Source organism: Flavobacterium sp. KY-23415, from assembly GCF_055384985.1.
The window spans coordinates 352,043-376,792 of the sequence record NZ_AP044001.1; the positions used below are offsets into that span (position 1 = coordinate 352,043).

The 24,750-nt window shown below is 30.5% G+C and carries 25 protein-coding genes; 7 read left to right on the forward strand and 18 right to left on the reverse strand.

Annotated features, from left to right (window positions below):
- Positions 1–19: 19 nt before the first annotated feature.
- The 6 genes from ACZ49Z_RS01680 to recR all read right to left on the reverse strand — a co-directional run bounded on the left by ACZ49Z_RS01680 (position 20) and on the right by recR (position 7,648).
- Complete coding sequence (locus ACZ49Z_RS01680) at positions 20–1,297, reverse strand: nucleotide sugar dehydrogenase (protein WP_464306470.1); 1,278 nt, start codon at positions 1,295–1,297, stop codon at positions 20–22.
- Positions 1,298–1,300: 3 nt separating this feature from the next.
- Positions 1,301–2,692 (reverse strand): UDP-glucose 6-dehydrogenase, encoded by a 1,392-nt coding sequence (locus ACZ49Z_RS01685; protein WP_464308037.1) that lies wholly within the window; start codon positions 2,690–2,692, stop codon positions 1,301–1,303.
- A complete protein-coding gene (locus tag ACZ49Z_RS01690; protein WP_464306471.1) occupies positions 2,693–3,667 on the reverse strand; it encodes an SDR family oxidoreductase in 975 nt (324 codons plus the stop codon). It lies immediately after the preceding gene.
- A gap of 22 nt (positions 3,668–3,689) precedes the next feature.
- Positions 3,690–6,143: a polysaccharide biosynthesis tyrosine autokinase gene (locus ACZ49Z_RS01695; protein ID WP_464306472.1), complete on the reverse strand. Its 2,454-nt coding sequence runs from the start codon at positions 6,141–6,143 to the stop codon at positions 3,690–3,692.
- A 9-nt stretch (positions 6,144–6,152) separates the two neighbouring features.
- A complete protein-coding gene (locus ACZ49Z_RS01700; protein ID WP_464306473.1) occupies positions 6,153–6,959 on the reverse strand; it encodes a polysaccharide biosynthesis/export family protein in 807 nt (268 codons plus the stop codon).
- 68 nt (positions 6,960–7,027) lie between these two features.
- The gene (gene recR / locus ACZ49Z_RS01705; protein ID WP_464306474.1) at positions 7,028–7,648 is read right to left on the reverse strand and encodes a recombination mediator RecR; all 621 of its coding nucleotides are present in this window, start codon (positions 7,646–7,648) and stop codon (positions 7,028–7,030) included.
- A gap of 196 nt (positions 7,649–7,844) precedes the next feature.
- On the opposite strand from recR, the gene ACZ49Z_RS01710 reads away from it, so the two are divergent.
- Positions 7,845–9,293: a sodium:solute symporter gene (locus ACZ49Z_RS01710; RefSeq protein WP_464306475.1), complete on the forward strand. Its 1,449-nt coding sequence runs from the start codon at positions 7,845–7,847 to the stop codon at positions 9,291–9,293.
- On the opposite strand, the gene ACZ49Z_RS01715 is transcribed toward ACZ49Z_RS01710, so the two are convergent.
- The gene (locus ACZ49Z_RS01715; protein WP_464306476.1) at positions 9,264–9,620 is read right to left on the reverse strand and encodes a CoA-binding protein; all 357 of its coding nucleotides are present in this window, start codon (positions 9,618–9,620) and stop codon (positions 9,264–9,266) included. The genes ACZ49Z_RS01710 and ACZ49Z_RS01715 overlap by 30 nt on opposite strands.
- Positions 9,621–9,727: 107 nt before the next feature.
- Here ACZ49Z_RS01715 and ACZ49Z_RS01720 point away from each other — a divergent pair, with 107 nt between their 5' ends.
- The 5 genes from ACZ49Z_RS01720 to fcl all read left to right on the forward strand — a co-directional run bounded on the left by ACZ49Z_RS01720 (position 9,728) and on the right by fcl (position 15,207).
- Positions 9,728–10,351 carry a MarC family NAAT transporter gene (locus tag ACZ49Z_RS01720; RefSeq protein WP_464306477.1) on the forward strand — a complete coding sequence of 208 codons (624 nt, stop codon included), beginning with the start codon at positions 9,728–9,730 and terminating at the stop codon, positions 10,349–10,351.
- A gap of 248 nt (positions 10,352–10,599) precedes the next feature.
- Positions 10,600–12,024, forward strand: coding sequence for an SDR family oxidoreductase (locus tag ACZ49Z_RS01725; protein WP_464306478.1), 1,425 nt, complete (start codon positions 10,600–10,602; stop codon positions 12,022–12,024).
- A gap of 238 nt (positions 12,025–12,262) precedes the next feature.
- Complete coding sequence (locus ACZ49Z_RS01730; RefSeq protein ID WP_464306479.1) at positions 12,263–12,481, forward strand: hypothetical protein; 219 nt, start codon at positions 12,263–12,265, stop codon at positions 12,479–12,481.
- 726 nt (positions 12,482–13,207) lie between these two features.
- Entirely contained in the window at positions 13,208–14,272 is a 1,065-nt protein-coding gene (gmd, locus tag ACZ49Z_RS01735) for a GDP-mannose 4,6-dehydratase (RefSeq protein ID WP_464306480.1), read from the forward strand.
- Entirely contained in the window at positions 14,266–15,207 is a 942-nt protein-coding gene (fcl, locus tag ACZ49Z_RS01740) for a GDP-L-fucose synthase (protein WP_464306481.1), read from the forward strand. The genes gmd and fcl overlap by 7 nt, the downstream gene beginning before the upstream one ends.
- A gap of 178 nt (positions 15,208–15,385) precedes the next feature.
- Here fcl and ACZ49Z_RS01745 read toward each other — a convergent pair whose 3' ends face one another.
- A complete protein-coding gene (locus ACZ49Z_RS01745; RefSeq protein WP_464306482.1) occupies positions 15,386–15,583 on the reverse strand; it encodes a hypothetical protein in 198 nt (65 codons plus the stop codon).
- Between the two features lie 642 nt (positions 15,584–16,225).
- On the opposite strand from ACZ49Z_RS01745, the gene ACZ49Z_RS01750 reads away from it, so the two are divergent.
- Positions 16,226–17,098 carry a hypothetical protein gene (locus tag ACZ49Z_RS01750; protein WP_464306483.1) on the forward strand — a complete coding sequence of 291 codons (873 nt, stop codon included), beginning with the start codon at positions 16,226–16,228 and terminating at the stop codon, positions 17,096–17,098.
- A gap of 125 nt (positions 17,099–17,223) precedes the next feature.
- On the opposite strand, the gene ACZ49Z_RS01755 is transcribed toward ACZ49Z_RS01750, so the two are convergent.
- The 10 genes from ACZ49Z_RS01755 to ACZ49Z_RS01800 form a co-directional block, all read right to left on the reverse strand.
- Positions 17,224–17,592: a hypothetical protein gene (locus tag ACZ49Z_RS01755; RefSeq protein ID WP_464306484.1), complete on the reverse strand. Its 369-nt coding sequence runs from the start codon at positions 17,590–17,592 to the stop codon at positions 17,224–17,226.
- Positions 17,593–17,705: 113 nt separating this feature from the next.
- A complete protein-coding gene (locus ACZ49Z_RS01760; RefSeq protein ID WP_464306485.1) occupies positions 17,706–18,200 on the reverse strand; it encodes a hypothetical protein in 495 nt (164 codons plus the stop codon).
- Positions 18,201–18,326: 126 nt separating this feature from the next.
- Positions 18,327–18,797: an MlaD family protein gene (locus ACZ49Z_RS01765; protein WP_464306486.1), complete on the reverse strand. Its 471-nt coding sequence runs from the start codon at positions 18,795–18,797 to the stop codon at positions 18,327–18,329.
- 246 nt (positions 18,798–19,043) lie between these two features.
- A complete protein-coding gene (locus ACZ49Z_RS01770) occupies positions 19,044–19,379 on the reverse strand; it encodes a hypothetical protein (protein ID WP_464306487.1) in 336 nt (111 codons plus the stop codon).
- Between the two features lie 199 nt (positions 19,380–19,578).
- Entirely contained in the window at positions 19,579–20,259 is a 681-nt protein-coding gene (locus ACZ49Z_RS01775; RefSeq protein WP_464306488.1) for a hypothetical protein, read from the reverse strand.
- A 358-nt stretch (positions 20,260–20,617) separates the two neighbouring features.
- Positions 20,618–20,962, reverse strand: coding sequence for a hypothetical protein (locus ACZ49Z_RS01780; RefSeq protein ID WP_464306489.1), 345 nt, complete (start codon positions 20,960–20,962; stop codon positions 20,618–20,620).
- A gap of 77 nt (positions 20,963–21,039) precedes the next feature.
- Entirely contained in the window at positions 21,040–21,432 is a 393-nt protein-coding gene (locus ACZ49Z_RS01785) for a hypothetical protein (protein WP_464306490.1), read from the reverse strand.
- 77 nt (positions 21,433–21,509) lie between these two features.
- A complete protein-coding gene (locus ACZ49Z_RS01790) occupies positions 21,510–22,043 on the reverse strand; it encodes a hypothetical protein (RefSeq protein ID WP_464306491.1) in 534 nt (177 codons plus the stop codon).
- Complete coding sequence (locus ACZ49Z_RS01795; RefSeq protein ID WP_464306492.1) at positions 22,043–22,579, reverse strand: hypothetical protein; 537 nt, start codon at positions 22,577–22,579, stop codon at positions 22,043–22,045. The genes ACZ49Z_RS01790 and ACZ49Z_RS01795 overlap by 1 nt, the downstream gene beginning before the upstream one ends.
- Positions 22,569–24,557: a hypothetical protein gene (locus ACZ49Z_RS01800; RefSeq protein ID WP_464306493.1), complete on the reverse strand. Its 1,989-nt coding sequence runs from the start codon at positions 24,555–24,557 to the stop codon at positions 22,569–22,571. Before ACZ49Z_RS01800 ends, ACZ49Z_RS01795 begins: the two co-directional genes overlap by 11 nt.
- Between the last annotated feature and the right edge of the window lie 193 nt (positions 24,558–24,750).

The following is a 24,750-nucleotide window of genomic DNA, read 5'->3' on the forward strand; positions in this document are numbered from 1 at the left end:
AGAGCTTTTAAGACCCAATTTATAGTTTACCATCAACTTCTTTTCCTAGTACACCTTTCACATCATACAATACACTTTTTTCTTTTCTAAGTATATTTAAATCCATCTCTTTAAACTCTTTATGTGCAACCCCAAGTACAATGGCATCAAACTTTTTTATTGGTTTTTGAGTAACAGCTATAAGTCCATATTCATGTTTCACTTCATTACTATTCGCCCAAGGATCAAAAATTGTGACTCTAATACCGTAGTCTTCAAGTGAAGAGACAACATCAACAATTTTTGTATTTCTAACATCTGGGCAATTCTCTTTAAAGGTAATCCCCATCATTAAAACCTCAGCATCATTAACAGCTATACCCTTTTTAATCATCAACTTAACAATTTGAGAAGCTACATATTCCCCCATACTATCATTAAGCCTTCTTCCCGCTAAAATAATTTCTGGGTGATAACCTTTTTCTTGTGCTTTTTGTGCCAAGTAATAAGGATCAACACCAATACAATGTCCGCCAACCAAACCCGGTTTAAAAGGCAAAAAATTCCATTTTGTGCCAGCAGCTTCCAAAACAGCTTGAGTATCTATTTCTAAAAGATTAAAAATCTTAGCCAACTCATTTACAAATGCAATATTAATATCTCGTTGAGAGTTCTCTATAACCTTGGCTGCTTCAGCAACTTTTATTGTAGGTGCTAAATGCGTTCCTGCTGTAATAACAGCTTTATATAAATCATCTACTCTTTTACCTATTTCTGGTGTTGAGCCCGATGTTATTTTTAAAATCTTTTCAACCGTGTGTTCTTTATCGCCTGGGTTAATCCTTTCTGGTGAATAACCCGCAAAAAAATCTATATTAAATTTTAATCCAGATTTTTTTTCCAAAACAGGAACACATTCTTCTTCCGTAACTCCCGGATAAACAGTAGATTCATAAATGACAACATCTCCTTTTTTAAGAACATTCCCTACGGTTTCACTTGCTTTATACAAAGGAGTCAAATCGGGTCTATTATGTTTATCTACAGGAGTTGGAACCGTAACTATATAATAATTGCAGTCTTTAATATCACTCAGTTTACTAGAGCAAAACAAGCCTATTTCGTTTGAATTAGACGGTAATAAAACGCTTTTCAATATAGCATCTTCTACTTCTAACGTTGCATCTATACCATTGTTCAATTCTTGAATTCTCGTTTGGTTAATATCAAAACCAACCACAGAAAACTTTGTAGCAAATAACCTTGCCAATGGCAAACCAACATAACCTAATCCTATTACCGCAATTTTAACAGCCATACTTTATGATCCTATTGTTTGATAAACAAACCCAATTTCTTCTAATTCTTTCCTATTTAATAAATTTCTACCATCAAAAACAAATGCAGGCTTTAACATTGAATGATAAATTTTTTGCCAATCATAAGTTTTAAACTCATCCCACTCTGTCAAAATAGCAATAGCATGCGAATCTTTAACCGCATCATAAGGATTATCTTCTACTGTCATATACTTTTCATTTTCTTCACTGGTTCTTGATTCAAGATAATCAAGATCAAAAAGTATTTGTGCTTTTTCAACCTTAGGATCGAACACAGAAATCATTGCTCGTTCACTAATTAAATCATCGGCTACATATATAGCTGCGGATTCTCTAGTATCGTTTGTATCTTTTTTAAATGCCCAACCCAAAAAAGCAATTTTTTTATCCGAAACAGTATTATACAAAGTACTAATCATGTTTTTAGCAAAACGCCTCTTTTGATGATCATTCATAATGATTACTTGCTCCCAATAATCGGCAACTTCCTTCAATCCATAGGACTGCGCAATATAAACTAAATTAAGAATATCTTTTTGAAAACAAGACCCTCCGAACCCAACAGAGGCTTTTAAGAATTTAGGTCCAATTCTACTATCCATACCAATTGCTTTTGCTACTTCATTAACATCTGCACCAGTCTTCTCACACAATTCACTCATGGCGTTAATAGATGATACTCGTTGAGCAAGAAAAGCATTAGCAGTTAATTTTGACAATTCAGAAGACCAAACGTTAGTTGTTAATATTTTATCCTTAGGAACCCAATTCGCATAAATATCAGACAATTGTCTAATCGCTTTTTCACCTTCCAAAGAAGTATCTCCACCAATTAAAACTCTATCCGGTGCAAACAGATCTTCAATCGCAGTACCTTCTGCCAAAAATTCAGGGTTAGATAAAATTTGGAAATTTACTCCGTTACCTGTATGATCTAATATATCTTTTATTGCTTGAGCTGTTCGAACAGGTAATGTTGACTTTTCTACTACAATTTTATCAGTCTTAGCGACTCTAGCAATTTGACGTGCGCAAAGCTCTATATATTTCAAATCGGCTGCCATTCCTTTACCAACTCCATAAGTCTTTGTAGGCGTGTTTACAGAAATAAAAATCATTTCTGCTTCATCGATAGCTTTATCTACTTCCGTCGAAAAGAATAAATTTCTACCTCTAGCAGCATTTACAACCTCTCCTAATCCAGGTTCATAAACTGGCAATTTATTCAGATCTTCATCATTCCAAGCAGCAATCCTACTTTCATTTAAATCAACAACTGTTACTTTTATATGTGGACATTTTTCAGCAATCACCGCCATTGTAGGCCCACCTACATATCCAGCTCCAATACAACAAATATTTTTAATCATAATCTATTTTAAATTTTCCCAATACCATTTTACAGATTCTTTCAAACCTTCTTTCAAACTATATTTTGGGTTATAACCTAACTCTTTTTTTGCTTTTTCTATTGATGCTAACGAATGTGGAATATCTCCAACCCTGTTAGCACCATATATCACTTTTATTTCTTTTATTTCTGAATTATATAGTGAGAGAAACTCTTTCAGATATGCTACTAAATCATTCAATGTTGTTCTATCACCACAAGCTGCATTATAGACAGTATTTACAGCATCTTTACTATTAGTCAACAAAGCTAATTCATTCATCTGAATAACATTGTCTATATAGGTAAAATCCCTAGAATAATTACCATCTCCATTAATAATTGGGCTTTCTAAGTTTATAAGTTGCTTTACAAATTTAGGAATTACAGCTGCATAAGCCCCATTTGGATCTTGGTTCCTACCAAAAACATTAAAATAGCGCAAACCAATTGTTTCTATACCGTAGGTTTTACTAAAAACATCTGCATATAACTCATTGACATATTTAGTAATAGCATAAGGAGACAAAGGCTTCCCTATTATATCCTCTTCTTTTGGCAAAGCTTCTGAATCACCATAGGTAGAAGAGCTTGCTGCATAAACAAATCTTTTAACTTTAGCTTCTTTTGCTGCCATCAACATGTTTAAAAAACCTGTTACATTAACATCATTAGAGGTAACTGGGTCATTTATTGATCTTGGAACGCTACCTAAAGCTGCCTGGTGCAGCACAAAATCAATATTCTTAACTGCTTCTTTACAAACTTCAATAGCTCTAATATCGCCTTCAATCAACTTAAAACTCTTATTTTGAAGTAACGATTCAATATTATGCCTATGTCCTGTAGAAAAGTTATCCAAACAAACCACTTCATTATTTTTCAAAAAATACTCACATAAGTTAGAACCAATAAATCCCGCACCACCAGTAATCAATATTCTCTTATTCTTTAACATTTTCACTTTTCTATTTATGAACTTATTTTCTAAACCTATTCAAAAATTTCTTCCAACGACTTTTTTCAACTGTTTCATCATGATAAGACTCACCATAAGCACCATAGCCATAGCCATAACCGTAACCATAGCCGTAACCATATTTTGCAGTATTTTGGAAGCCATTAAACAAAACACTAATATTATGCAATTCTCCTCTTTTATGTTTTTCATTAACAACAGAAAGCATTCCTTTTTTTGTAAATCCTTGACGGGTCACATAAATTGTTGCATCACAAAATTTTGCTAGTTCAAGAGCGTCTGAAACCAACCCTACTGGAGGTGTATCCAAAATGATATAATCATACCTGCCCTTTAGCTCTTCAATCATATCTTGCATACTTTCTCCCATTAATAATTCAGCAGGGTTAGGTGGTATTGGTCCCGATGTTATTAAATCTAGATAGGGAATATGTGTAGATTGTATTACCTCATCTAGCTGTTTTTGACCAATCAAATAGTTAACAACACCTGTAATATTATCAATATTAAAATCTCCAAAAATCCTAGGTTTTCTTAAATCTAATCCAACAATCACAGTTTTCTTTTCTCCTAAAGCAAAAACAGTCGCCAAATTAATTGAACAAAATGTTTTTCCTTCTCCACTCACCGAAGAAGTTAACATTAAAATTTTTGAACCTTCTTTTTGTTGTTTTTTATATAAAAATTGTAGAGAAGAACGAATTGCCCTAAAAGATTCTGCTAAAGGAGATTTTGGCTTTTCAAAAACAGATAAATTGTTTTCTGTATTTTTCTTCCCAACAACTCCAATTACTGGAATTTTTGTTAGTTTTTCAATATCTTCTACCGTATTAATATTATTATCCAATAAAGACAAAATAAAAATTATTATTGTTGGAATCATGAACCCTAATAACGTAGCAAGAATATAATTAATATTGGTCTTTGGTCCTCTTAAACCACCTCCTATATCTTTAGCAGGGTCTAAAAAATCAATATCTGAAATATTAGCTGCCTTAACTATTTCTGCTTCACTTCTTTTCTGCAAAAATGTATTATATATATTATCTTTCAGATTATACTTCCTAAAAATCTTAAGATGTTCCTGTTGCTGTTCTGGGAGGATACTTACTTCCGATTCTACTCTAGAAATATTCCTATTAATACTATTCAAATCAATTTTTAACGCATTTTTAGAGCTAGCAATATTTTCTAATAAAACACTTTTTATGGCATCCATCTTTACATCTAACTCTGTAAACATTATCCCATTTTTCACTGCATATTTTAACTCATCTCTCTCTTTTGACAGTTCAATAAGCTTGCTAACATTTGACAGTATATTAGGATCATCTATATTAGCTACACTAGGTGCAGGCAAAACTGTAAAATCTACACTCTTATCTAGATAAACCTTTAAATTATCCAAATATTTAATTTTTCTCTCAACAGCATCTTTTTGAACATCAAAGTCAGATAATTTTTCAGTTAGAATCTGACCTCCTCCTTCAATTTCATAAATATTTTTACCTCTTCTAAAATTTTTCAATTCTCCTTCTGTATCTTTAATTTGTGCTTCCATTACTACTAATGTACTATCAATAAAATTAATAGTATTAGTAGCAAAAAGGTTCTTACTATCTAACTGATTTTTTTGAAGCACTTGCACAGTTGTGTTTAGGTATTCTACCAATCTGTTTTTATTTGTCCCTTGTAGCTGCAAACTAATAACAGATTGAGCTTTATTATCGGCATCAACATTAATATTCTTATATTTTGAAACAGTTGCATCAAAACCATCAAAACCCAAATAGAACTCTTTACCAATATATTGAGTAGCTGTTGGCTTCAACTTCAAACTTAAACTCAAAAACGGCAAATTAACTTTTTCATTAATTTTAAAGATCTTTTGGAATAATTTGTTATCTATTTGAAAAGTACTATTTGAATTATCCACATAATGAATTAGCGTTCGTGAAGAAAATTCCTCAAAATCTACACTTAATTCATATTGTGTTGCACTAATAAATTTTATTTTAATTAAAGTAGATGCCAATTGACCTTTATTCTTGTCAATTTCAACATAAAAAGGAACCTCTCCATAGGCATCTCTAAAAAAGTATTTCTCCTTGACTTTATATTGAATATAATATTGCAATTTATCAACAACAAATTCATTGTGCGATCTCGACTTCAATTTTGTTATTACGGTTTGAACTTTATCAGAAACACCTCCCCAATTGAATACTAAACTTGTATTAGAAGTAAAAAATGGATTATTTTCGTCTTTAACAACAATAACCGATTCCATTCCATACACTTTTTCTTTTCTAACATTAACATTATAAGCAATTAAAAAAGTAACAATCAAAGTTATCAAAAACCATTTCCAATTTTTAATAATTTTCAAAAAGAAACCTTTAAAATCAAAGCTTGACTGAGATTCAAAAAAAGTAAAATCTTTAGTATCTAACATTTTTTAATTTTATAAATTTCGAGTTAACAAAATTGTAGTTGTAATGAGCGACAATGCAGTAATAATTGTACTAATTGTTTGAACACCTGTTGTCCCTGTTCCCCAAGATTTTTGCCTTAACGGTTTAATGTATATATAATCGTTTGGCTGAATATAAAAATATGGCGATTCAATTGCTGAAGCATCTGTTAAATCAATGGTGTATGTTTCAAATCCATGAGGAAATTTTCTAATTACCTGCACATTCTTCCTGTCTCCTGTAAATGTAATATCTCCAGAATTTGCAATTGCCTCCATAATATTCACTTTATCCTGATAAAGTACATTCGTTCCTGGAGAACCAATTTCTCCATTAATTGTATATCGCAAACCTGCTAATTTTACTGTAACAAACATTCTAGATTCAGACTTAAGATATTCATCTAATAATCTCTTTTCTACTATATCTCTAATTTCTTCTACAGTATAGCCAAGTACATTTACCTCTCCTAAAACTGGAATTCTAATATTTCCATGATCATCAACACTATAACCATTAAAATAGAGACTTTGTTGACTTAGTTGGCTTGCTCCTTGAGTAGAAGAATTTGACGGACTAAACATTTCGACCAATCTTTGGTCTATTGCTTTTATAGAAATATTTAATATATCGTTTGTTTGAACTCTATAGGGCTTTGATACAGACTCGTTAACTTCAATAGATTCACTACCCTTTTTAGAATTTTGCAAATAGACTAAATCCTTATTCGGAATGCATGAAGTACATATTAATGTGAATACAACCACTAATGGCATTAAAACTTTTCTAATCTTCATTTTTTTTGTTTAAAAAACAAATATAGTTTTTAGAACTATATTTTTTATACATTATTATAAAAATATTGCTAAACTTGCCTAATTGACTGTTCAAAAGGGATTCTATGCATTAAACTTCGACCAAGTGTCACTTCATCTGCATATTCTAACTCATCACCAATAGCAATTCCTCTTGCAATGGTAGAAGTTAAAACTGCATATTCTTTCAATTGTTTATAGATATAAAAATTTGTAGTATCTCCTTCCATAGTAGAGCTTAATGCAAAAATAATTTCGGCAACACCACCTTGTTTCACTTTTGAAATTAGTGTATTAATATTCAATTGAGATGGTCCAACACCTTCTATTGGATTGATTTTCCCTCCTAAAACATGATAGACTCCTTTAAAAGAACCTGTTCCTTCAATAGCCATAACATCACGAACATCTTCAACAACACAAATAATCGATTTATCCCTTGTTGGACTTTCACAAATCATACACAATTCGGCATCTGAAATATTATGACATTCTCTACAATATTGAATTTCTTTTCTCAATTTCTCCAAAGCAGCACTAAGCATTGAGGTTTGATTCTCAGGCTGTCTCAAAAGATGCAACGCTAATCGTAAAGCAGTCCTCTTCCCAATACCTGGCAATTGAGATATTTCATACACTGCATTTTCTAATAATTTTGAAGGCAATTCCATAGTTGCAAAAATACAAAACTAACTGTTTTTAATAGCATCTTTAAGTATCTTTCTTAACATTATATATATTATAACCTATCAACAAAAGAGTTTCAATAAATACATTAAATAAATTCTATTTTTTGGAGATTCTAAAATTAAAACAATTTTTGCTTGAAGTACAATTTTTATGTAGGTTTGTTGAAATATAAAAATTATGAGTCCAATTTCTATTCTAATTTTAATCCTTTCCTATTTTAGTGTCTTAATTTTATTTTCCTATTTCACTGGAAAAAAAGAGGATTCTAGCAACGATTCTTTCTTTAAAGCAAACAAACAATCCCCTTGGTATTTAGTAGCTTTCGGAATGATTGGCTCTTCACTTTCTGGCGTTACCTTTATCTCTGTACCCGGAAAAGTAGAAAGCTCTCAATTTGTCTATTTTCAAATTGTTTTAGGATATATTATTGGCTATTTCATTATCGCATCGGTTTTACTACCACTATATTACAAACTCAACTTAACTTCAATATATACTTATCTTGAAGAAAGGTTTGGTAAATTCTCATACAAAACAGGAGCTTGGTTTTTTATAATTTCTAGAACTGTGGGCTCCAATCTTAGATTATTACTCGTTGCTGATGTATTACAAACATTAGTCTTTGAACCACTTGAAATACCTTATTGGGTTACGGTTTCTGTAACTATTTTATTAATCTGGGTCTATACTTTTAAATCTGGTATAAAAACTATTATTTGGACAGATACCTTACAAACTTTTTTCATGCTTTTGTCTGTTGGAATTTGTATTGTTGTTGTTTCACAAGATTTAGGATTAAATATTTCTAATTTTTCACAATTCATTGCTGACAGCGATTTTTCTAAAACTTTTTTCTTAGACAACGTTAAAGCACCAACCTATTTTTGGAAACAATTTCTCTCTGGAGCTTTTATTGCTATTGTAATGACTGGATTAGACCAAGACATGATGCAAAAAAATCTCACCTGCAAAAGCTTAAAAGAAGCTCAAAAAAATATGTTTTGGTTTACTATTGTACTCACAATTGTTAACTTTTTCTTCTTAGTTTTAGGTTTATTATTTACAGAATATGCCATAAAATATGGGATAGATGCACACGGAGATACATTATTCCCAATACTAGCCAATAAACATTTAGGAATTGTGGTTGCATTTAGTTTTTTACTTGGACTTATTGCCGCTGCCTATTCTAGTGCGGATAGTGCTTTAACTTCATTAACAACATCATTCAGTATAGATATTTTAGATATTGAAAAAAAATATGATACAAATACTCAAGTAAAAATCAGAAAAAGAATTCACCTAATGTTTGTATTTGTATCCATATTTGTAATCTTATTTTTTAAATATGCTTTTAAAGATTCTAGCATTATTGATAAAGTCTTAAAATTTGCAGGATTTACCTATGGTCCTCTTCTTGGTCTCTACACATTTGGTTTGTTTACCAAACTAAAAGTAAGAGACAAATTAGTTCCTATCGTTGCAATTACTGCTGTTATAACTTCATTATTACTCAACAATTATAGTCAACAATGGTTCGGATTTAAGTTTGGCTTTGAAATTTTAATCTTAAACGGATTCCTAACCTTTTTAGGATTAATACTGATCAGTCGCAAGCAAAACTAAAGTGCAAGATTCTTCATAACTAATATTATTTGCTTTCAAAATTTCATAAAATTCTGCATTCTCTGTTCCAGGATTAAAAATAACACGTCTTGGTTTTAGCGACAGAATATAATCATAGTATTCTTTTTGATTTTTTGGATTCACATAAAGCGTTACGGTATCAACACCCAAAAAATGTTTTTTTTCGGTTTCAATTTTCACATCTAAAGCCATACCTTCTTTAATTCCTAAAGCAACAACTTGATGACTTTTCCCTACTAGATTATGAATCGCTTTGTAAGCATATCGCTCCTTATTTGTGGTTGCTCCTATTACTAATGTTTTCATTTTTGTTATTTTTTTCATAAAATTAATAAAAAATAATCATAACTTTGAGATAACCTTTTTTTAAACTTTAACTAAAAAAGTACGACGTACTTTGCAAAAAAAATAGAATGGAATTATTTATTTATGTCTTTGCTGCTTTATTTTCTGTACTAAACCCACTTGGAGCTGTTCCCGTCTTTGTTGGTTTAACGCAAGATGACAGCAAACAAGAAAGGTCTAGAACATCACTTTGGACAGCTATTAATGTTGCTATAATACTAATTATATCCTATTTCGTAGGGAAATATGTATTAGAGTTCTTTAGCATTAGTATAGACGCCTTAAGAATTGCAGGTGGTTTATTAATTGTAAATTCGGGTTTTAGTTTACTTTCTGGAAATGTAAGCAAGAAAAAAGGATTAAACAAAAGAGTAACAAACGATGCCATGCATCGAAATGATATTGCACTAACCCCTTTAGCAATGCCCATGCTTGCTGGACCTGGTTCCATGTCTTTGCTTATTGCCATGTACCAAGAACAACCTGAAATATCTCAAAAAATAACCACCTGTGTTGCCATTGCTTGTGTAGCCTTTACTATTTTTTTAATTCTAAGAAGTGCTCATTACATATCTAGAATATTAGGAGCCTCAGGAATTGTTGCTATCTCTAGAATCATAGGATTCATTGTTATTGCAATTGGAATTCAATACATTAGTAGTTCTGTTGTAAATATTTTTCAATCTATATAATTCTTCCACACAATTTCAACTTTAAAATGGGAGTAGCCCTAAACATCAAACCTAAAACCACGCTCATAATTGTTATTATTTTTCTAATTATTATATTAATCACTTGCTATCCATCTGTTTCTGTTGAGACACAAACTCAAAAAAAAGAAACCGAAACAAGCAATAACAAGCAATAACATATTTATTAATATTATTTGATTTAACATTTGTTCCTCAATTTTCTTAGTAACTTTAAGAAAAAATAATTTATGAGAATCTTACTTACAGGTGCAAACGGATATGTTGGCAGACGGTTATTACCCGAATTATTAGAAAGTGGACACGAGGTAGTATGTTGTGTGAGAGATGCAAACCGCTTAGGAATAGATAAAGAAACGAGAAAACTCATAACACTTTGGGAAGTTGATTTCCTTAATGAACCAAACTTTGAGTCTATCCCACAGAATATTGATATTGCATATTATTTAATACATTCCATGTCGTCTTCTACTACTGCTTTTGACGATATGGAATCTAAGACAGCTAAAAATTTCAATCAATACATGAACAAAATACAAACCAAACAAGTTATCTACTTGAGTGGTATTGTAAATGACGAACAACTATCAAAACACCTTCAGTCTAGAAAAAATGTTGAAGAAATACTATATCAAGGCAATTATCATCTAACCGTTTTAAGAGCTGGAATTATTGTAGGCTCTGGAAGTTCCTCTTTTGAAATCATTAGAGATTTAAGCGAAAAATTACCCGTAATGATTACACCAAAATGGGTATTAACAAAAACACAACCCATTGCTATTAGAAATGTAATTCAATATCTAATTGGTGTTATTCAAAATCCAAATTGTTACAACCAATCTTTTGACATTGCTGGCCCAGATATATTAAATTACAAACAAATGCTCCAACTATATGCTACCACTAGAGGATTTAAAAATTGGATTTTCACAGTACCTGTAATGACACCCAAACTTTCTTCCTATTGGCTCTATTTTGTTACCTCAACATCCTACAAATTAGCCATAAATTTAGTAGACAGCATGAAAATTGAAGTAATTGCAAAAGACAACAAACTACAAAAACTATTAAACATTCAACCCATTTCCTACACAGAAGCCATACAACTAGCTTTTCTAAAAATAGAGCAAAACCTTGTTATTTCTAGTTGGAAAGACAGTTTAGTCAGTGGCAGATTCAAAAAAAACTTAACCGAATTCATTCAAGTTCCTAAATATGGTTGTTTGAATGATCACAAAAAGATAAAAATCACAAACCTTGAAAAAACAATAGAAAATATTTGGTCTATTGGTGGAGAAAAAGGTTGGTACTATGGAAATTGGATGTGGCAAATTAGAGGCTTTATAGACAAACTATTTGGTGGTGTTGGATTAAGAAGAGGCAGAACACACCCAACACATATAGACAATGGAGATGCACTCGATTTTTGGAGAGTTCTATTGGCAGACAAAGAAAACAAAAGATTACTATTATTCGCCGAAATGCGATTACCTGGTGAAGCTTGGTTAGAATTTAGGATTGATGAAAACAACACACTTCATCAAATAGCTACTTTTAGACCTAAAGGCATAATTGGGAGACTGTATTGGTATGCTTTAATTCCTTTTCATTTTTTCATCTTTAATGGAATGATACGAAACATTGCAGAAAAATAATCTTAAATAACAATACCTACCCATTTAACACCTCTTTTAATATGCTTTTCTCATTAAATTTCAAGTAGTACTAGCAAAAGTATTTTTTTCAAAAATTTAAAAAAAAACAGAAAAAATCGTTACAGATTTAACAGAATATCACTTATAAAATTTAACTTTTTTTTATAATTTAAGGACTAACAAAGACATAGTATTATTACTACATTTGAGAGATATTAACAATCTAAATCATAAATTTATGAAATCAAATTTTTTAAAAATTTCTGGAATTCAAGTTCTAACAAGAGAAAACTTAAAAACAATCAAAGGTAGTATTATTGATGTTGCCGACCCAAAAAATCATGATTTATCGTTGTGTGGATGTGACTGTGCTGGAGCACAAACAGGTCCTGATTATTGCAGCCTTTATTTAGCTTGCCAACCTGTTTACACCTGTAATGATACATTTGAAATGTAAATAGTTGTCATACACCTTTTAAACTGCCCTTCAAACTAGTGAAACTATGAGAAGGGCAGTCTCGTTTTAGATAATCAATTTCTTTTTATTTTTTTTAACGTCTTGTTTTATAAAAATTGCAATTTAATCCACACACAAGTCAAATAAATTAACAAGTTAAAAACTCAATTTTATCAACCTTTATTTTCGATATTTCTTTACTTTTTCATTAATTTAAACCCAAATTACGCATTAGACTTTGTTATGAGAGAAATAGATGCAAAATAGTTGCGAAGTACGGAAGTTTTTGACCCACAATTGTAGCATTAGCTACATTGAGGACGTAAAACGGAGTACTAAAGCAAATATAAAGCAGCTATTTTTCGTAATAGTATTCAAATGCTTAATTTGAGTTAAATGATTTACACTTTTAAAAAAACAAAAAGACATACATATCAAATGGACATTTGTGATAAATCGTTTTCTATAGCGATAGCAATCTGATTCACATTTTTTAACCTCCTTTTTTATTATTGAATTGTCCTTATTAAATAAAATAGGAGGTAAAAAGCAGATTTACTAGAAAAATAACTACTTTTACTCATCCTATTTTACACATAGAAACACAAATTTACGATTCATTTAAAGAAGCCATCTTTTTGGCATCTTTTTTTATCGGACAACAATAAATGCTAATATAATAAAAAGGTAAAAGTTATATTTGCGTTTTGATTTAAAAAAGAAAGTATGAAAGTAGCATTAATTACAGGGATTAATGGACAAGATGGTTCGTATTTAGCAGAATTATTATTAGAAAAAGGATACGACGTTCATGGGATTATTAGAAGAAGTTCCTCTTTTAATACAGAAAGAATAGAACATTTATATATAGAAGGTTTATTACAAGACTTACACAAAGAGAAAAAAATAAAATTACATTATGGAGACATGACTGATTCCACTAATTTGATTCGTTTAGTGCAGCAAATTCGTCCAGATGAAATTTATAACTTAGCCGCACAATCCCATGTAAAAGTATCTTTTGATATGCCAGAATATACTGCTGAAACCGATGCTGTTGGCACTTTGCGTTTATTAGAAGCTATTCGAATTTGTGGATTAACAGAAACCACTAGAATTTATCAGGCATCTACCTCAGAATTATATGGTAAAGTTCAAGAAATTCCTCAAAAAGAAACTACTCCTTTTTACCCTAGATCTCCTTATGGGGTAGCCAAAATGTATGCCTATTGGATTACCAAAAATTATCGAGAATCTTATAACATGTACGCTGTAAACGGAATCTTATTCAATCACGAATCTGAACGTAGAGGAGAAACTTTTGTAACCCGTAAAATAACTTTAGCTGCTTCTCGCATCAAACATGGCATACAAGAGAAATTATACTTAGGAAATCTTGATGCGCTTCGCGATTGGGGATATGCAAAAGATTATGTAGAATGCATGTGGTTAATGCTACAGCAAGACACACCAGAAGACTTTGTCATCGCAACTGGACTACAATACTCCGTTCGCTATTTCTGTGAATTAGCTTTTAGAGAAGCAGGTATTGAAATTGAATGGAAAGGCGAAGCAGAAAACGAAAAAGGATATTGCAAAACATCTGGAAATTTATTGATTGAAGTAGATGAAAATTATTATCGCCCAGCTGAAGTAGAAACCTTATTAGGTGACCCTACCAAAGCCAAAACCCTTTTAGGTTGGAATCCAAGTAAAACTTCAATTGAAGCCTTAGTTAAAGTTATGATGAAGCACGATTTAGAATATGTAAAACTACCTAGAGTATGCTAAAAACAGCTAAAATATTTGTTGCAGGATCAAGAGGTATGGTGGGTTCTGCCATTGTGCGTAATTTAAAAGAAAAAGGATTTACCAACATTATTACTAAAAATTCTAAAGATTTAGATTTACGAAATCAACATGCTGTTTTTCATTTTTTTGAAACAGAAAAACCGGATTATGTTTTTTTGGCAGCTGCAAAAGTTGGCGGGATTCATGCTAATAATACTTATCCAGCAGAGTTTATTTATGACAACATGATGATTCAAAATAATGTTATCCATGCTGCTTATTTAAATAAAGTTGAAAAGCTGTTTTTCTTAGGAAGTTCCTGTATCTATCCTAAGTTTGCACCCCAACCCCTAAAAGAAGAATATTTACTTACTGGAGCCTTAGAACCAACTAATGAAGCCTATGCTATTGCAAAAATTTCAGGTTTAAAAATGTGTGAGTTTTACAAAAAACAATACGGTTGTAATTTTATTTCGGCAATGCCAACCAATTTATATGGCATAAAGGACAATTTCAATCTACAGAATTCTCATGTGCTACCAGCGCTACTACGAAAATTTATTGAAGCAAAACAAAACAACGCTTCTGAAGTAGTTGTTTGGGGCTCTGGAACACCAATGCGAGAGTTTTTGTATGTAGATGATTTAGCTGAAGCTTGTATATTTTTAATGGAAAACTACAATGACACGGAAACTGTGAATATTGGTACTGGTAAAGATGTAACAATAAAAGAATTAGCTAAAACAATTAAAAAAACCGTTGGTTTTGAAGGAGAATTAGTTTTTGATACTACAAAGCCCGATGGCACTCCAAGAAAGTTATTAGATGTTTCTAAGATTAATAATTTGGGCTGGAAACATAAAATAAATTTACAACAAGGTATCGAAAAAACCTTAAACTGGATTACAGAGAACGATTTTGAAATGTTTACATAATAAAAAGAGACCTATCGGTCTCTCCATTTTACTCTTTAGATGAAACTATCCTAAAAAGTGTCCATTTTTAATAGAAAAATTAATCAAACACTATTAGAGTGACAGGTAGTTCTTCACAATTTTTAAACACGTTTTCACATCTAAATTTTGTACAATAACACCATTGTTCAATCTACTTTCACAAAAACAGACTACTCATTATCATTAATTTATCCTTATCAGTTGGTTGACATTGCATACTAATTATCAATTCGGAGCTAAAAATCTCTGGACCTATCTGCAATACTATTGCTTCAAGCGAAGTATGACAATATACAATACGCTCTTTAAGGAAATCGTTTGTAAGTTCAATAATAGACAACATAGTCTTAGCCATCTAAAGTTGAAAATCCATCACCAATAATAATACCCTTCAAGAGTTACATTTATTCCTGTTTGCTCTTTAGCCCATATTAAACCCATAGTTCTAAAAAAGAATAAAAAATATTTTCAAAAGCAATACACAAAAACCATAAATCCCCAACCAAAGCTTAGCAGATTCAGGTCTCACTATCATTACTTTTTTTAAATTATAAAAAAATCACCTTTTTGGGGTGAAATCTGTTATGTGTAAATTATAGATTTTTGTAATAAACAAATTCACAACATAATGAACAATATATCCGATATGATAAATAATTACTTTTTATCTAGTACTACAAAAGAAAAAACAGATTTAAAAAAAATTTAAGTCGATTTTATTTTAACCAGATATATAAAATGCAATTCATACTAAAAAGAATACATCGCAAATTAGATCTGCTGTTTTTTATTGGTAATACTATCGATTCAGATTATTCCATAAAGAATACAAGTTTTTTTTAACTAAATGGAAAATTATTTAAAACAAAAATATGACACAAAAAAGACAAAAAGTTTTTCCGAATTTTCCGAGTAGCCTATTAAAAAATTATAGAAATACACTACTCGGGATTTAACAACAAACAAATTTTTAAAAACTATTAAACAAATTTCAAATATGAAAACAAAAATTTTATACCTAAGTTTATTCATTGGGCTTGTTAGTTTAATGATTAATATGATATCATGTAATAAGGAAGAAGACAACGTGATTAATGAAGAAGTAGTTCAAGAAAAATACGAATTAAAAGAATTAACATTGTTAGGAGATGAAATCTATTTACCTATTGGAACAAAGTGGTTCTATACTAACAAAGAACATAATAGAGTTGAGTTTGAATTACCAAAAGGATACCAATTTCTACTTCACAATGAAACAACAGATCAATTTAAATTTGATTTTATAGGTGGTGGTTATTCTTGTACTTGTTCAAAAGGAGGAAGTTGCACCGTTTTCTATAATGGAAAGATAGGCTATGGTTGTTTACAAAGCACCTGCAACGGATCATGTACTGGCAAGGCTTCTGGAATATCAGATTTCAAAATTGAAGGAGTAGTATATGACAACAACGACACCATTAATATAGATTCTAAAGTAAAAGCAAGTTTATCTGAAATTGGAAAAAGAGGAATTTTTAACGTTGCTGAATTTAGAAACGAGATAAAAAGAAATTATGACATTATCTATAAAAATCATGAAAAGCCAAACTTTTCAATGGATAATCTTGAAAAAGAAAATCTTTTTATTGCAAAAACCTACCTATACGGTTTTGAGATAGGTCTAGTAGTCCCAAATGACATAAACTTAGGGGCTATAATACCAAACTTAAAAAATGTAGTTTCAAAAAATGCAGCAAAAATGAGCTGTAAATGTAGTGGAGGCGGAAGCGGCTGCAAATTACAAAGCAAAGGTCGTTTTGGCTATGAAGTATATTATTGTACAGGTTGCACTACTTGCACAATGAGTAATGGAGTCATTAATGATTTTTAAGTAGAATAAAAACAAACTTGAATAAATTAAAAAGCAATGAGATTTTTTTAAAACCTCATTGCTTTTCAATTTACTTTGTTTTTAGAAAAGTGTCCATTTTTAATAGAAAAATTAATCAAACACTATTAGAGTGGCAGGTAGTTCTTCACAATTTTCAAACACGTTTTCACATCTAAATGCTCTCCAACAATACCATCGCTAAATGCACACTCACGCAACTCATAACACATTATCATTAATTTAGCATTATCGGTTGGTTGACATTGTATTCTAATTATCAATTCGGAGCTAAAAATCTCTGGACCTGTCTGCAATACTATTGCTTCATGCGAAGTATGACAATATACAATACGTTCTTTAAGGAAATCGTTTATATATTCAATAATAGACAACATGGTCTTAGCCATCAAAGGTTGAAAATCCATCAACCAAAAATAATACCCTTCAAGAGATACATTCATTCCTGTTTGCTCTTTAGCCCTTATTAAACCCATAGTTCTAAAAAAGAATAAAAAATATTTTTAAAAGCAATACACAAAAACCTCCTGAGTCTTTCAATTAAAACAAGCAAACAGAAGATAATATATTGCAGTAAAACTACCTTTCATTAAATTATTCCATTAAACGTTTTAGATTCACTATACACACTAATTCCAAAAAGATGCCACTCTAAAACTCCGTTTACTGTGAATGCCGTTTTTCCATTCAAACTCTCCGTAGCTATAGACTTAGCTTCCCAACGAAAACCACGCACAAACCCTGTTAAAAAACTATTTCTTTCAAACAAATTATATTGCTTTTTTTCTGTGGAATATCCCACAAGCATTATAACATCAAAAGTCCAATTTTCTTCCAATACAACTTGTTTAATTTCCGAATAATTTTTCCCGTCAAAATCCTTAGCTACGGTTATTCGATTAGCGTTTTTCTCCGAACGAGTAGCAAAAAGTATTTGAACAATTCCAAGAATCACAATAAAAATTGAGAGACCTTTAAATTGTGGGTGAAATATCTTTTTCCCTTTTATCAAGAAACCAATAATCAGATAGAAAAAAAACAAAACAATCATCAAGTTTATTATGGTCCAAATTAAATATGTCATAGTTTTCTTTTTTTAAATAGTTAGCTAAAATACTGCTTATATTAAATAGATAAATACAAAAATAACTATTATTTATAGAACTAAATAGTAATTCTAGAAGAGTAATTACTTGTTACTCTTTTATTGTTATTTTCTTCTTTCAAGGTTATCATTCAATCTTCTCAATTCTATCAAAATAGAATCGTTTTTCTCTTTCCCAATAGCTCTATTAATGGTATGTTCTATTATTTCTCCAATAGAATCTTTTAAAAAAAACTCACTGTCTTGCATCAAATTTACAATACTTTTATCTGTTAAACTCTGCTTGCTTTTTCCAAGACTAATATTTATTATTTTTCCACCAATTAAACCTTCATTTTGAATTTTAAATTTAGAATCTACAGGAATTTCAATTTCAGATTCTAGATTTGCCAAAATTGTTACTGCTCCATTTTCATCAAGTTTAACACTCGAAATCTCTCCAATCTCAAGACCACTAATTTTCAATTTTGTTTCATTTGTAATCCCATCTGCATTCGTTGCTTTCAACACCAATGATTTAGTCTTTGAGCAAGAAAAAAAAGAGATTAGAATTACAAATAGCAATATTTTTTTCATCTTAATTTATTTTTATTTTAAAACACAATTTAAAAATTTGATTACTTCGTTTAAAACCCAAAATTTTGAATCAATTCATAGCACTTTCAGAAATTGAGTTTAATGCTTTAATAATAATTTGATTTTTTTATGAAAACCAAAAAAAACATCATTATAAAGAGTATAATAATACACATCCTAAAATACACCTACAAAAGCATCAATCATTTTTTACCAAAGATTGCGAAATTTGACTATTATAGAAAGTTATTTTTTTGTTCTCATCTTTATTACAGTTTCTGTTTGTTCATCAGAAAATGTTTGTTTTATATATTGAATATCATTTCGAGCAGCTTCCAAAAATTCTTGCATTTGCTCTTGTTGATGGCTAATAAATTCCTCTTTTTTATCTATCCAAGCAGTGGAATTCACTACAATGTCTTTTGCTTCAAACAATGAACAATTTTGATTAGTTCTTACATACATAATGCATTCCAAAATGCTACAATTAACAGCTTTTAATTCAACCAATTTTTGTTCCAATTCAACTTTCGAAAATTTATTTTCAGATTCAGCCAATTCTCTTAGTTCGTCTAATGTCATTTGTTTTTTCATAATTCCCGCTAACAACATCAGCTTCTCTAAAACCTCCGTTTGTGTTATTTTAAATTTAAATGTAAAAATAGCCGATTCTAACTACACACAAAAATTTCTTTACTATTTCAAGAAACAATCAAGAAACACAAACAAAATCTTTTAAAAAACACTCCAAAAAAAAAAGAGACCTTTCAGTCTCTCTCTTTTATTCTTTTTGTTTATCACCACCATTCTTTCCTCTTCGCATTCGTGAAACCAATTTTGTAACCGTATATTCATCTATTTTAGACAAACCATCATACATAATCTTCCCAGCCTTAGTAATCAAACTCACAAAAGAATACAACTTGTCATATTCTGCTTTGTTATCCTTGTGCAATTGCTTCTTAATATTCATCACACTATTTTGCAATTCGTTTTTAGTCTCCAAATCTGCCTTTGCAATTGCCAACTCATCTGGAAAAGTAGCACTCATTCCTTTAGATTCTAGCGCTGCCTTCTTGCTCACTGCATATTGAATTACTCCTTCCAACCTTTGAGTAGCTCCTTCAATATTCCTAGCGGTTAATCTTTTCTTCACTGCCGTAATACTAGCTGTGTCTAAACCAGCACGCTCAAAATAAAAAGATAAAAAATTCAAATCTTTGTTTAAAACCGTTGAAGCTTCATACAAACTAGCCGTTACTCCTTTCTGATCCTCTGTTAATACCAAAGTAGATTCTAGTTTTTCAACCTTGATCAATTGCGCTTTAAAATCGTCCAAATACTCCGGAGTAAACTCACTAAACCGAGTAGCCAACTCTACTCTATCTCTTTCAAAACTTGTTTTTAGAAACGCACCTGCTGGCACATATTCTTCCATTCTCAATGTTACACTTTTGCTCATTTGTTTATAATTTATGATTATACCAAAAGCATTAACAAGAATTATACCAAAAAATTAAAAAATAAACATAAAAAACCTATACACCTCTCTTTATTCCTGTTTTTTCCTACTTCCCTATTCTTTTTTAATCATGTAATACATAAGCCATACCTTTGTTTTTTATGCAATGTTCTAGAAATAGAACAGTTAAATCAAAATATGTTTTTTGTTTGCAGACACGAACAAAATGTTTGTGTTAGCTGGCAGGGGAGTAAAATTCATTGTTCGTGCTTCGCACGCAACGATCCACCGAGTAATGATGAATGCCTATAAAAAAACAATAAAAACTAATGAATAAACCTAACCATCACTATGCTCGTTATTTATTAGTATTCTTTTTTAACCATCCTTTTTTTGGTGAAAAATTTAGACTTAAACCATAAAAAAACGGGTTTACAGTAAAACTACCCTCAAAATCACTGCTGTTTTCTAAATTATAAAATTTATACCTTCCTGTAATTGGAGACGAAGATGAAATTATTGTCCAATAGAAATCTAATTGAACCAAACCATATTTTGATTTATATTGAACTCCACTTGAAATTTCGCTTGAAAAATTTATTTTCTCTTGGCTATCAGAATACAAATAGAATATTTCTTTACTTGTGTTTTCATTAGAAACAGAAACTTTTGTAACTATTTCATCTGCTTTTCCAGTAATCAAATTTAAATTAATACTTGCACCAAATGTTAAATTAAATTTAGAATATATTGGAAGAAAATATTCAGTTTTTATGGGTACTAAAAAATAAATTGACTAAAAGGCTTAAAATCTGTCAAAAGATAATTCTCTCCAAATCCAATATCATCGCTTGACACATTTATATCAAATGAAGGACTAAAATCTTTAGCAATTAAACCCGTTTTAAAATTCCAATTTCCTGATTGAGCAAAGTTATAGTGAACACCAAATTGAATTGATTTCGAGTCAGAAAATTCCATATTTGGATATGAACTATTCGCTCTTTTCGTAGTATAATTTTCAAGTAAAATTGACGGTTGCAAAAGAATACTCAATTTTGAATATTTTGAATGGTAAATACTTTCTGCTTCTTGAGAGAAACAAAAAAAAGAACAAAAAGTAGCAATCATAATACTTGCTACTTTTTGTTTATTAATTAGCTGGCATATCATAAAAATCTTTATTAATAATTAAATTCCCCGCGCTAGCAGGAGAAATAATCCTGTAATTTTTAATAATTTAGTAACCATTATTGCACTGTAAACTCAATTTTACCTTCGCTATTCCAACTTTCAATATTGGTATCAAGCCTGTATCTATTGCATCTTGTTGAACCTTGAAACTCTAAATATTCTCCTGAATAAAATGAATACGCACCACTTTTAAGAAGTTTTATATTAATTTCCAATACATAAGTGCCATTTTCAGAGTAGTATGAAACATTAGACCAACCACCACCATATGCTTCTATAGAACCTTTTATATAGGATACTTCATTATCGGTGAAGATTATTGGGTTTATATAAATTCTTGCATCAAAATCATTAGTTTTTTCAAATAAATTTATTTGTTCCCCAAAAAACGTATTTGTAGACGGAATAATAATTTTATAAGTAATAATATCACCTATATTATAAGTAGATTGTAAAGGTATGATTTTTACTAAGTCATCAACTCTTGCTGTACTTCCCATATCAAAACAATCTTCATTTCCTCCAGGACAACCCGTAAGGGTTGCTAATAGGAGGAATAATCCTGTAATTTTTAATAATTTAGTAACCATTATTGCACTGTAAACTCTATTTTACCTTCGCTATTCCAACCTTCAATATTGGTATCAAGCCTGTATCTATTGCACTTTGTTGAACCTTGAAACTCAAATGAATCATCTGTATAGAAACTATAAAATCCTATTTTGTTAAGTTTAATTCTAATTTCAATTTCGTAGTTACCTGTTAAATTATTATAGGAGACATTTGACCAGCCACCATCATAAGCTTCAATTGAACCTTTTATATATGTAACTTCATTATCTGTAAATAAATATTTAGATGTAGTTACCAATCTAGCGTTATAATCATTTGTTCTTTCAAACAAATTTATTGATTCTCCAAAATAATTATTCTGAGCTGATATTTCACTTTTAATTGTAATAATATCGCCTTGATTATAGGTGGTTTGTAATGGCTCTATCTTTATTAAGTCATCAACTCTTGCTGTACTTCCCATATCAAAACAATCTTCATTTCCTCCAGGACAACCCGTAAGGGTTGCTAATAGAAGGAATAAACCTGTAATTTTTAATAATTTAGTAACCATAACTATTGAATAAGTTTCTTATTGGAGTTTCTTGAGCAGGATAAGCATTTATTAATGCATCTCTTAATTCATGAGGATTTTCTACATTTGAGTTTAATCTATTAAAAATAGAGGATAAATCATTGGAGTTAGAAAAGTTTCCCACAAAACAATTATCAACAATGTCATTAATAATTGTAGAACCATCACCACTTCTTCTTTTAGAATAAATTGGATTATCAACATTGTTGTCTAAAACATCCCACATAATACCATGTGCAAACCAATGTCTATCATCATATTGAGTAAAACTCATAGGAACATCATAAATATTAAAACGCTCCATATAGGTATTTATGCTACTATTATTATACATTGTTTCCCCATTAATAGAACTCATATAAGCTTTACCATAAATAGCAGAAGTAATTTTAAATTCACAAAAATTTCCCCAACCTTCTGCTAATCCAATCCTTTTCCCCGCAGTAAAAGAAGGTTTACTTCCATCAACATAAGGGTCTCTATTATATTGAACTATATTACTAACTTCGCTTGCAAACACTTGTGCCCAAAAAGCAGCTCCTGCTTTGGAAGCATGTGAATAATGACCCGATTCATGAAAAATAGTTTGATGAATACGTACAGTATTTGTAGGTGCTCCTTCTTTATTTTTTTTAGTGTTCATTCCTGCAAAAATAAAATCAGGTCTCAAATGAACTGGAACTACAGAAAAGAAACTCCCTTCTGCAACTATATTTATCAGTACACTCCAAAAACTAGCTTGTCCAATATTTGCTATCGTTGACATTGTTGATAATTGTGGGTATTTGTGCAGCATTGGTGTTGAAAAATCTTTACCCTTTGCCCAAACCCAAACATTTGCATAACTTACAGTGTGAGAAATACCATTTGAATAGCCAAAGTCATTATATTTTCTCAATCCATTGTGTGTAGTCCCTTTAAACCACAAATGCCCACCAACTAAATCAATTCCAAAAATACCAGAATGAGGTTCACTATGCATAATATTTTTAGTAATTCCATTATTGCCTCTTGTTATCGTCATTAAATGATCAGAAACCCACAAACCAATAATCTCGTTCCAAGTTTTTCTAATTGTAGCCGTATAACCTCTCCACTTTGCTCTAATTCTAACTTTACCACGATATTTTTTTGGAGCTTCAAAATATCCATTATTATCAGTATAAGTATATCGCCAAAAAATATTTCTACCTATACTAATTTTAGCTTTTAAAAGAGGCTCAAGATTTTGATTATCTGTATTTTGTACTTTTACATAGCCATTGGGTCTGTATCTTCTTCCAAATAGTCTGTTTGAAGATTGTTGAGCTAAAGAGTTTCTCAAATATTCGGGTAATCTTTCAGCTGTAACCTCAATGTTATCTGCTAAAAGATCTTCTTGCCAATTAGCAAAAAACAAAGCAACGGTTTCAACATCATATTCTCCTTCTGTAGGTTCATATATTTTATCAAGTATTACATACGGTATTAATGAAGGAAATTCATAACCCACAGGGATTAAAGTATATGCTGAATGATAAATATCATTTTCATCTTTTGGCATCACATAATAATCTCCTTCTTCTTTAATTTCATAATCAAGAGGATAGTCTTGTAAAACGGGTGCATTTTCATCATCACTATTATCCAATTCATCTAACATTGCGAGCTGTTCTGTTGTGTTTGGCGTAATTTTAATGTAATAATGTGTCGCTTCAACTGTTTTACCCTCAAAAGGAGAATTTGGAACAACTGAATTATAGTAATCAAATGCACTTTGCATGTTTGCAACAGTGTAAGGATTTTCTAATTTTTTACCCAAAACAATTGGCATATGTTCGTCGGGTTTGTCATTCTCATTAGTCCGCATTGCTAAGGTATTGTTTGACTTTAAATTTTCAGAGTCTTTTAGAATTTCGTCGTCATTACAGCTTGTAAAGAGAACAATAGCAGAAAGGAAATAAACAATTTTCTTCATTAGTTAATAAATAATAGGTTAAAAAACACTTTTTAATCAAGGTAAAATTCATCATAATATTCTTTTACGTTTTGTTTTTCATACAATGTTCGCGAACTCGTTTATATACCCTATTCTTACCGCCAATTACCTCTTTTTGGGTGTATATACACTATTACATAACTTTTCTCTAATTATCCACCAGACTTTCAAT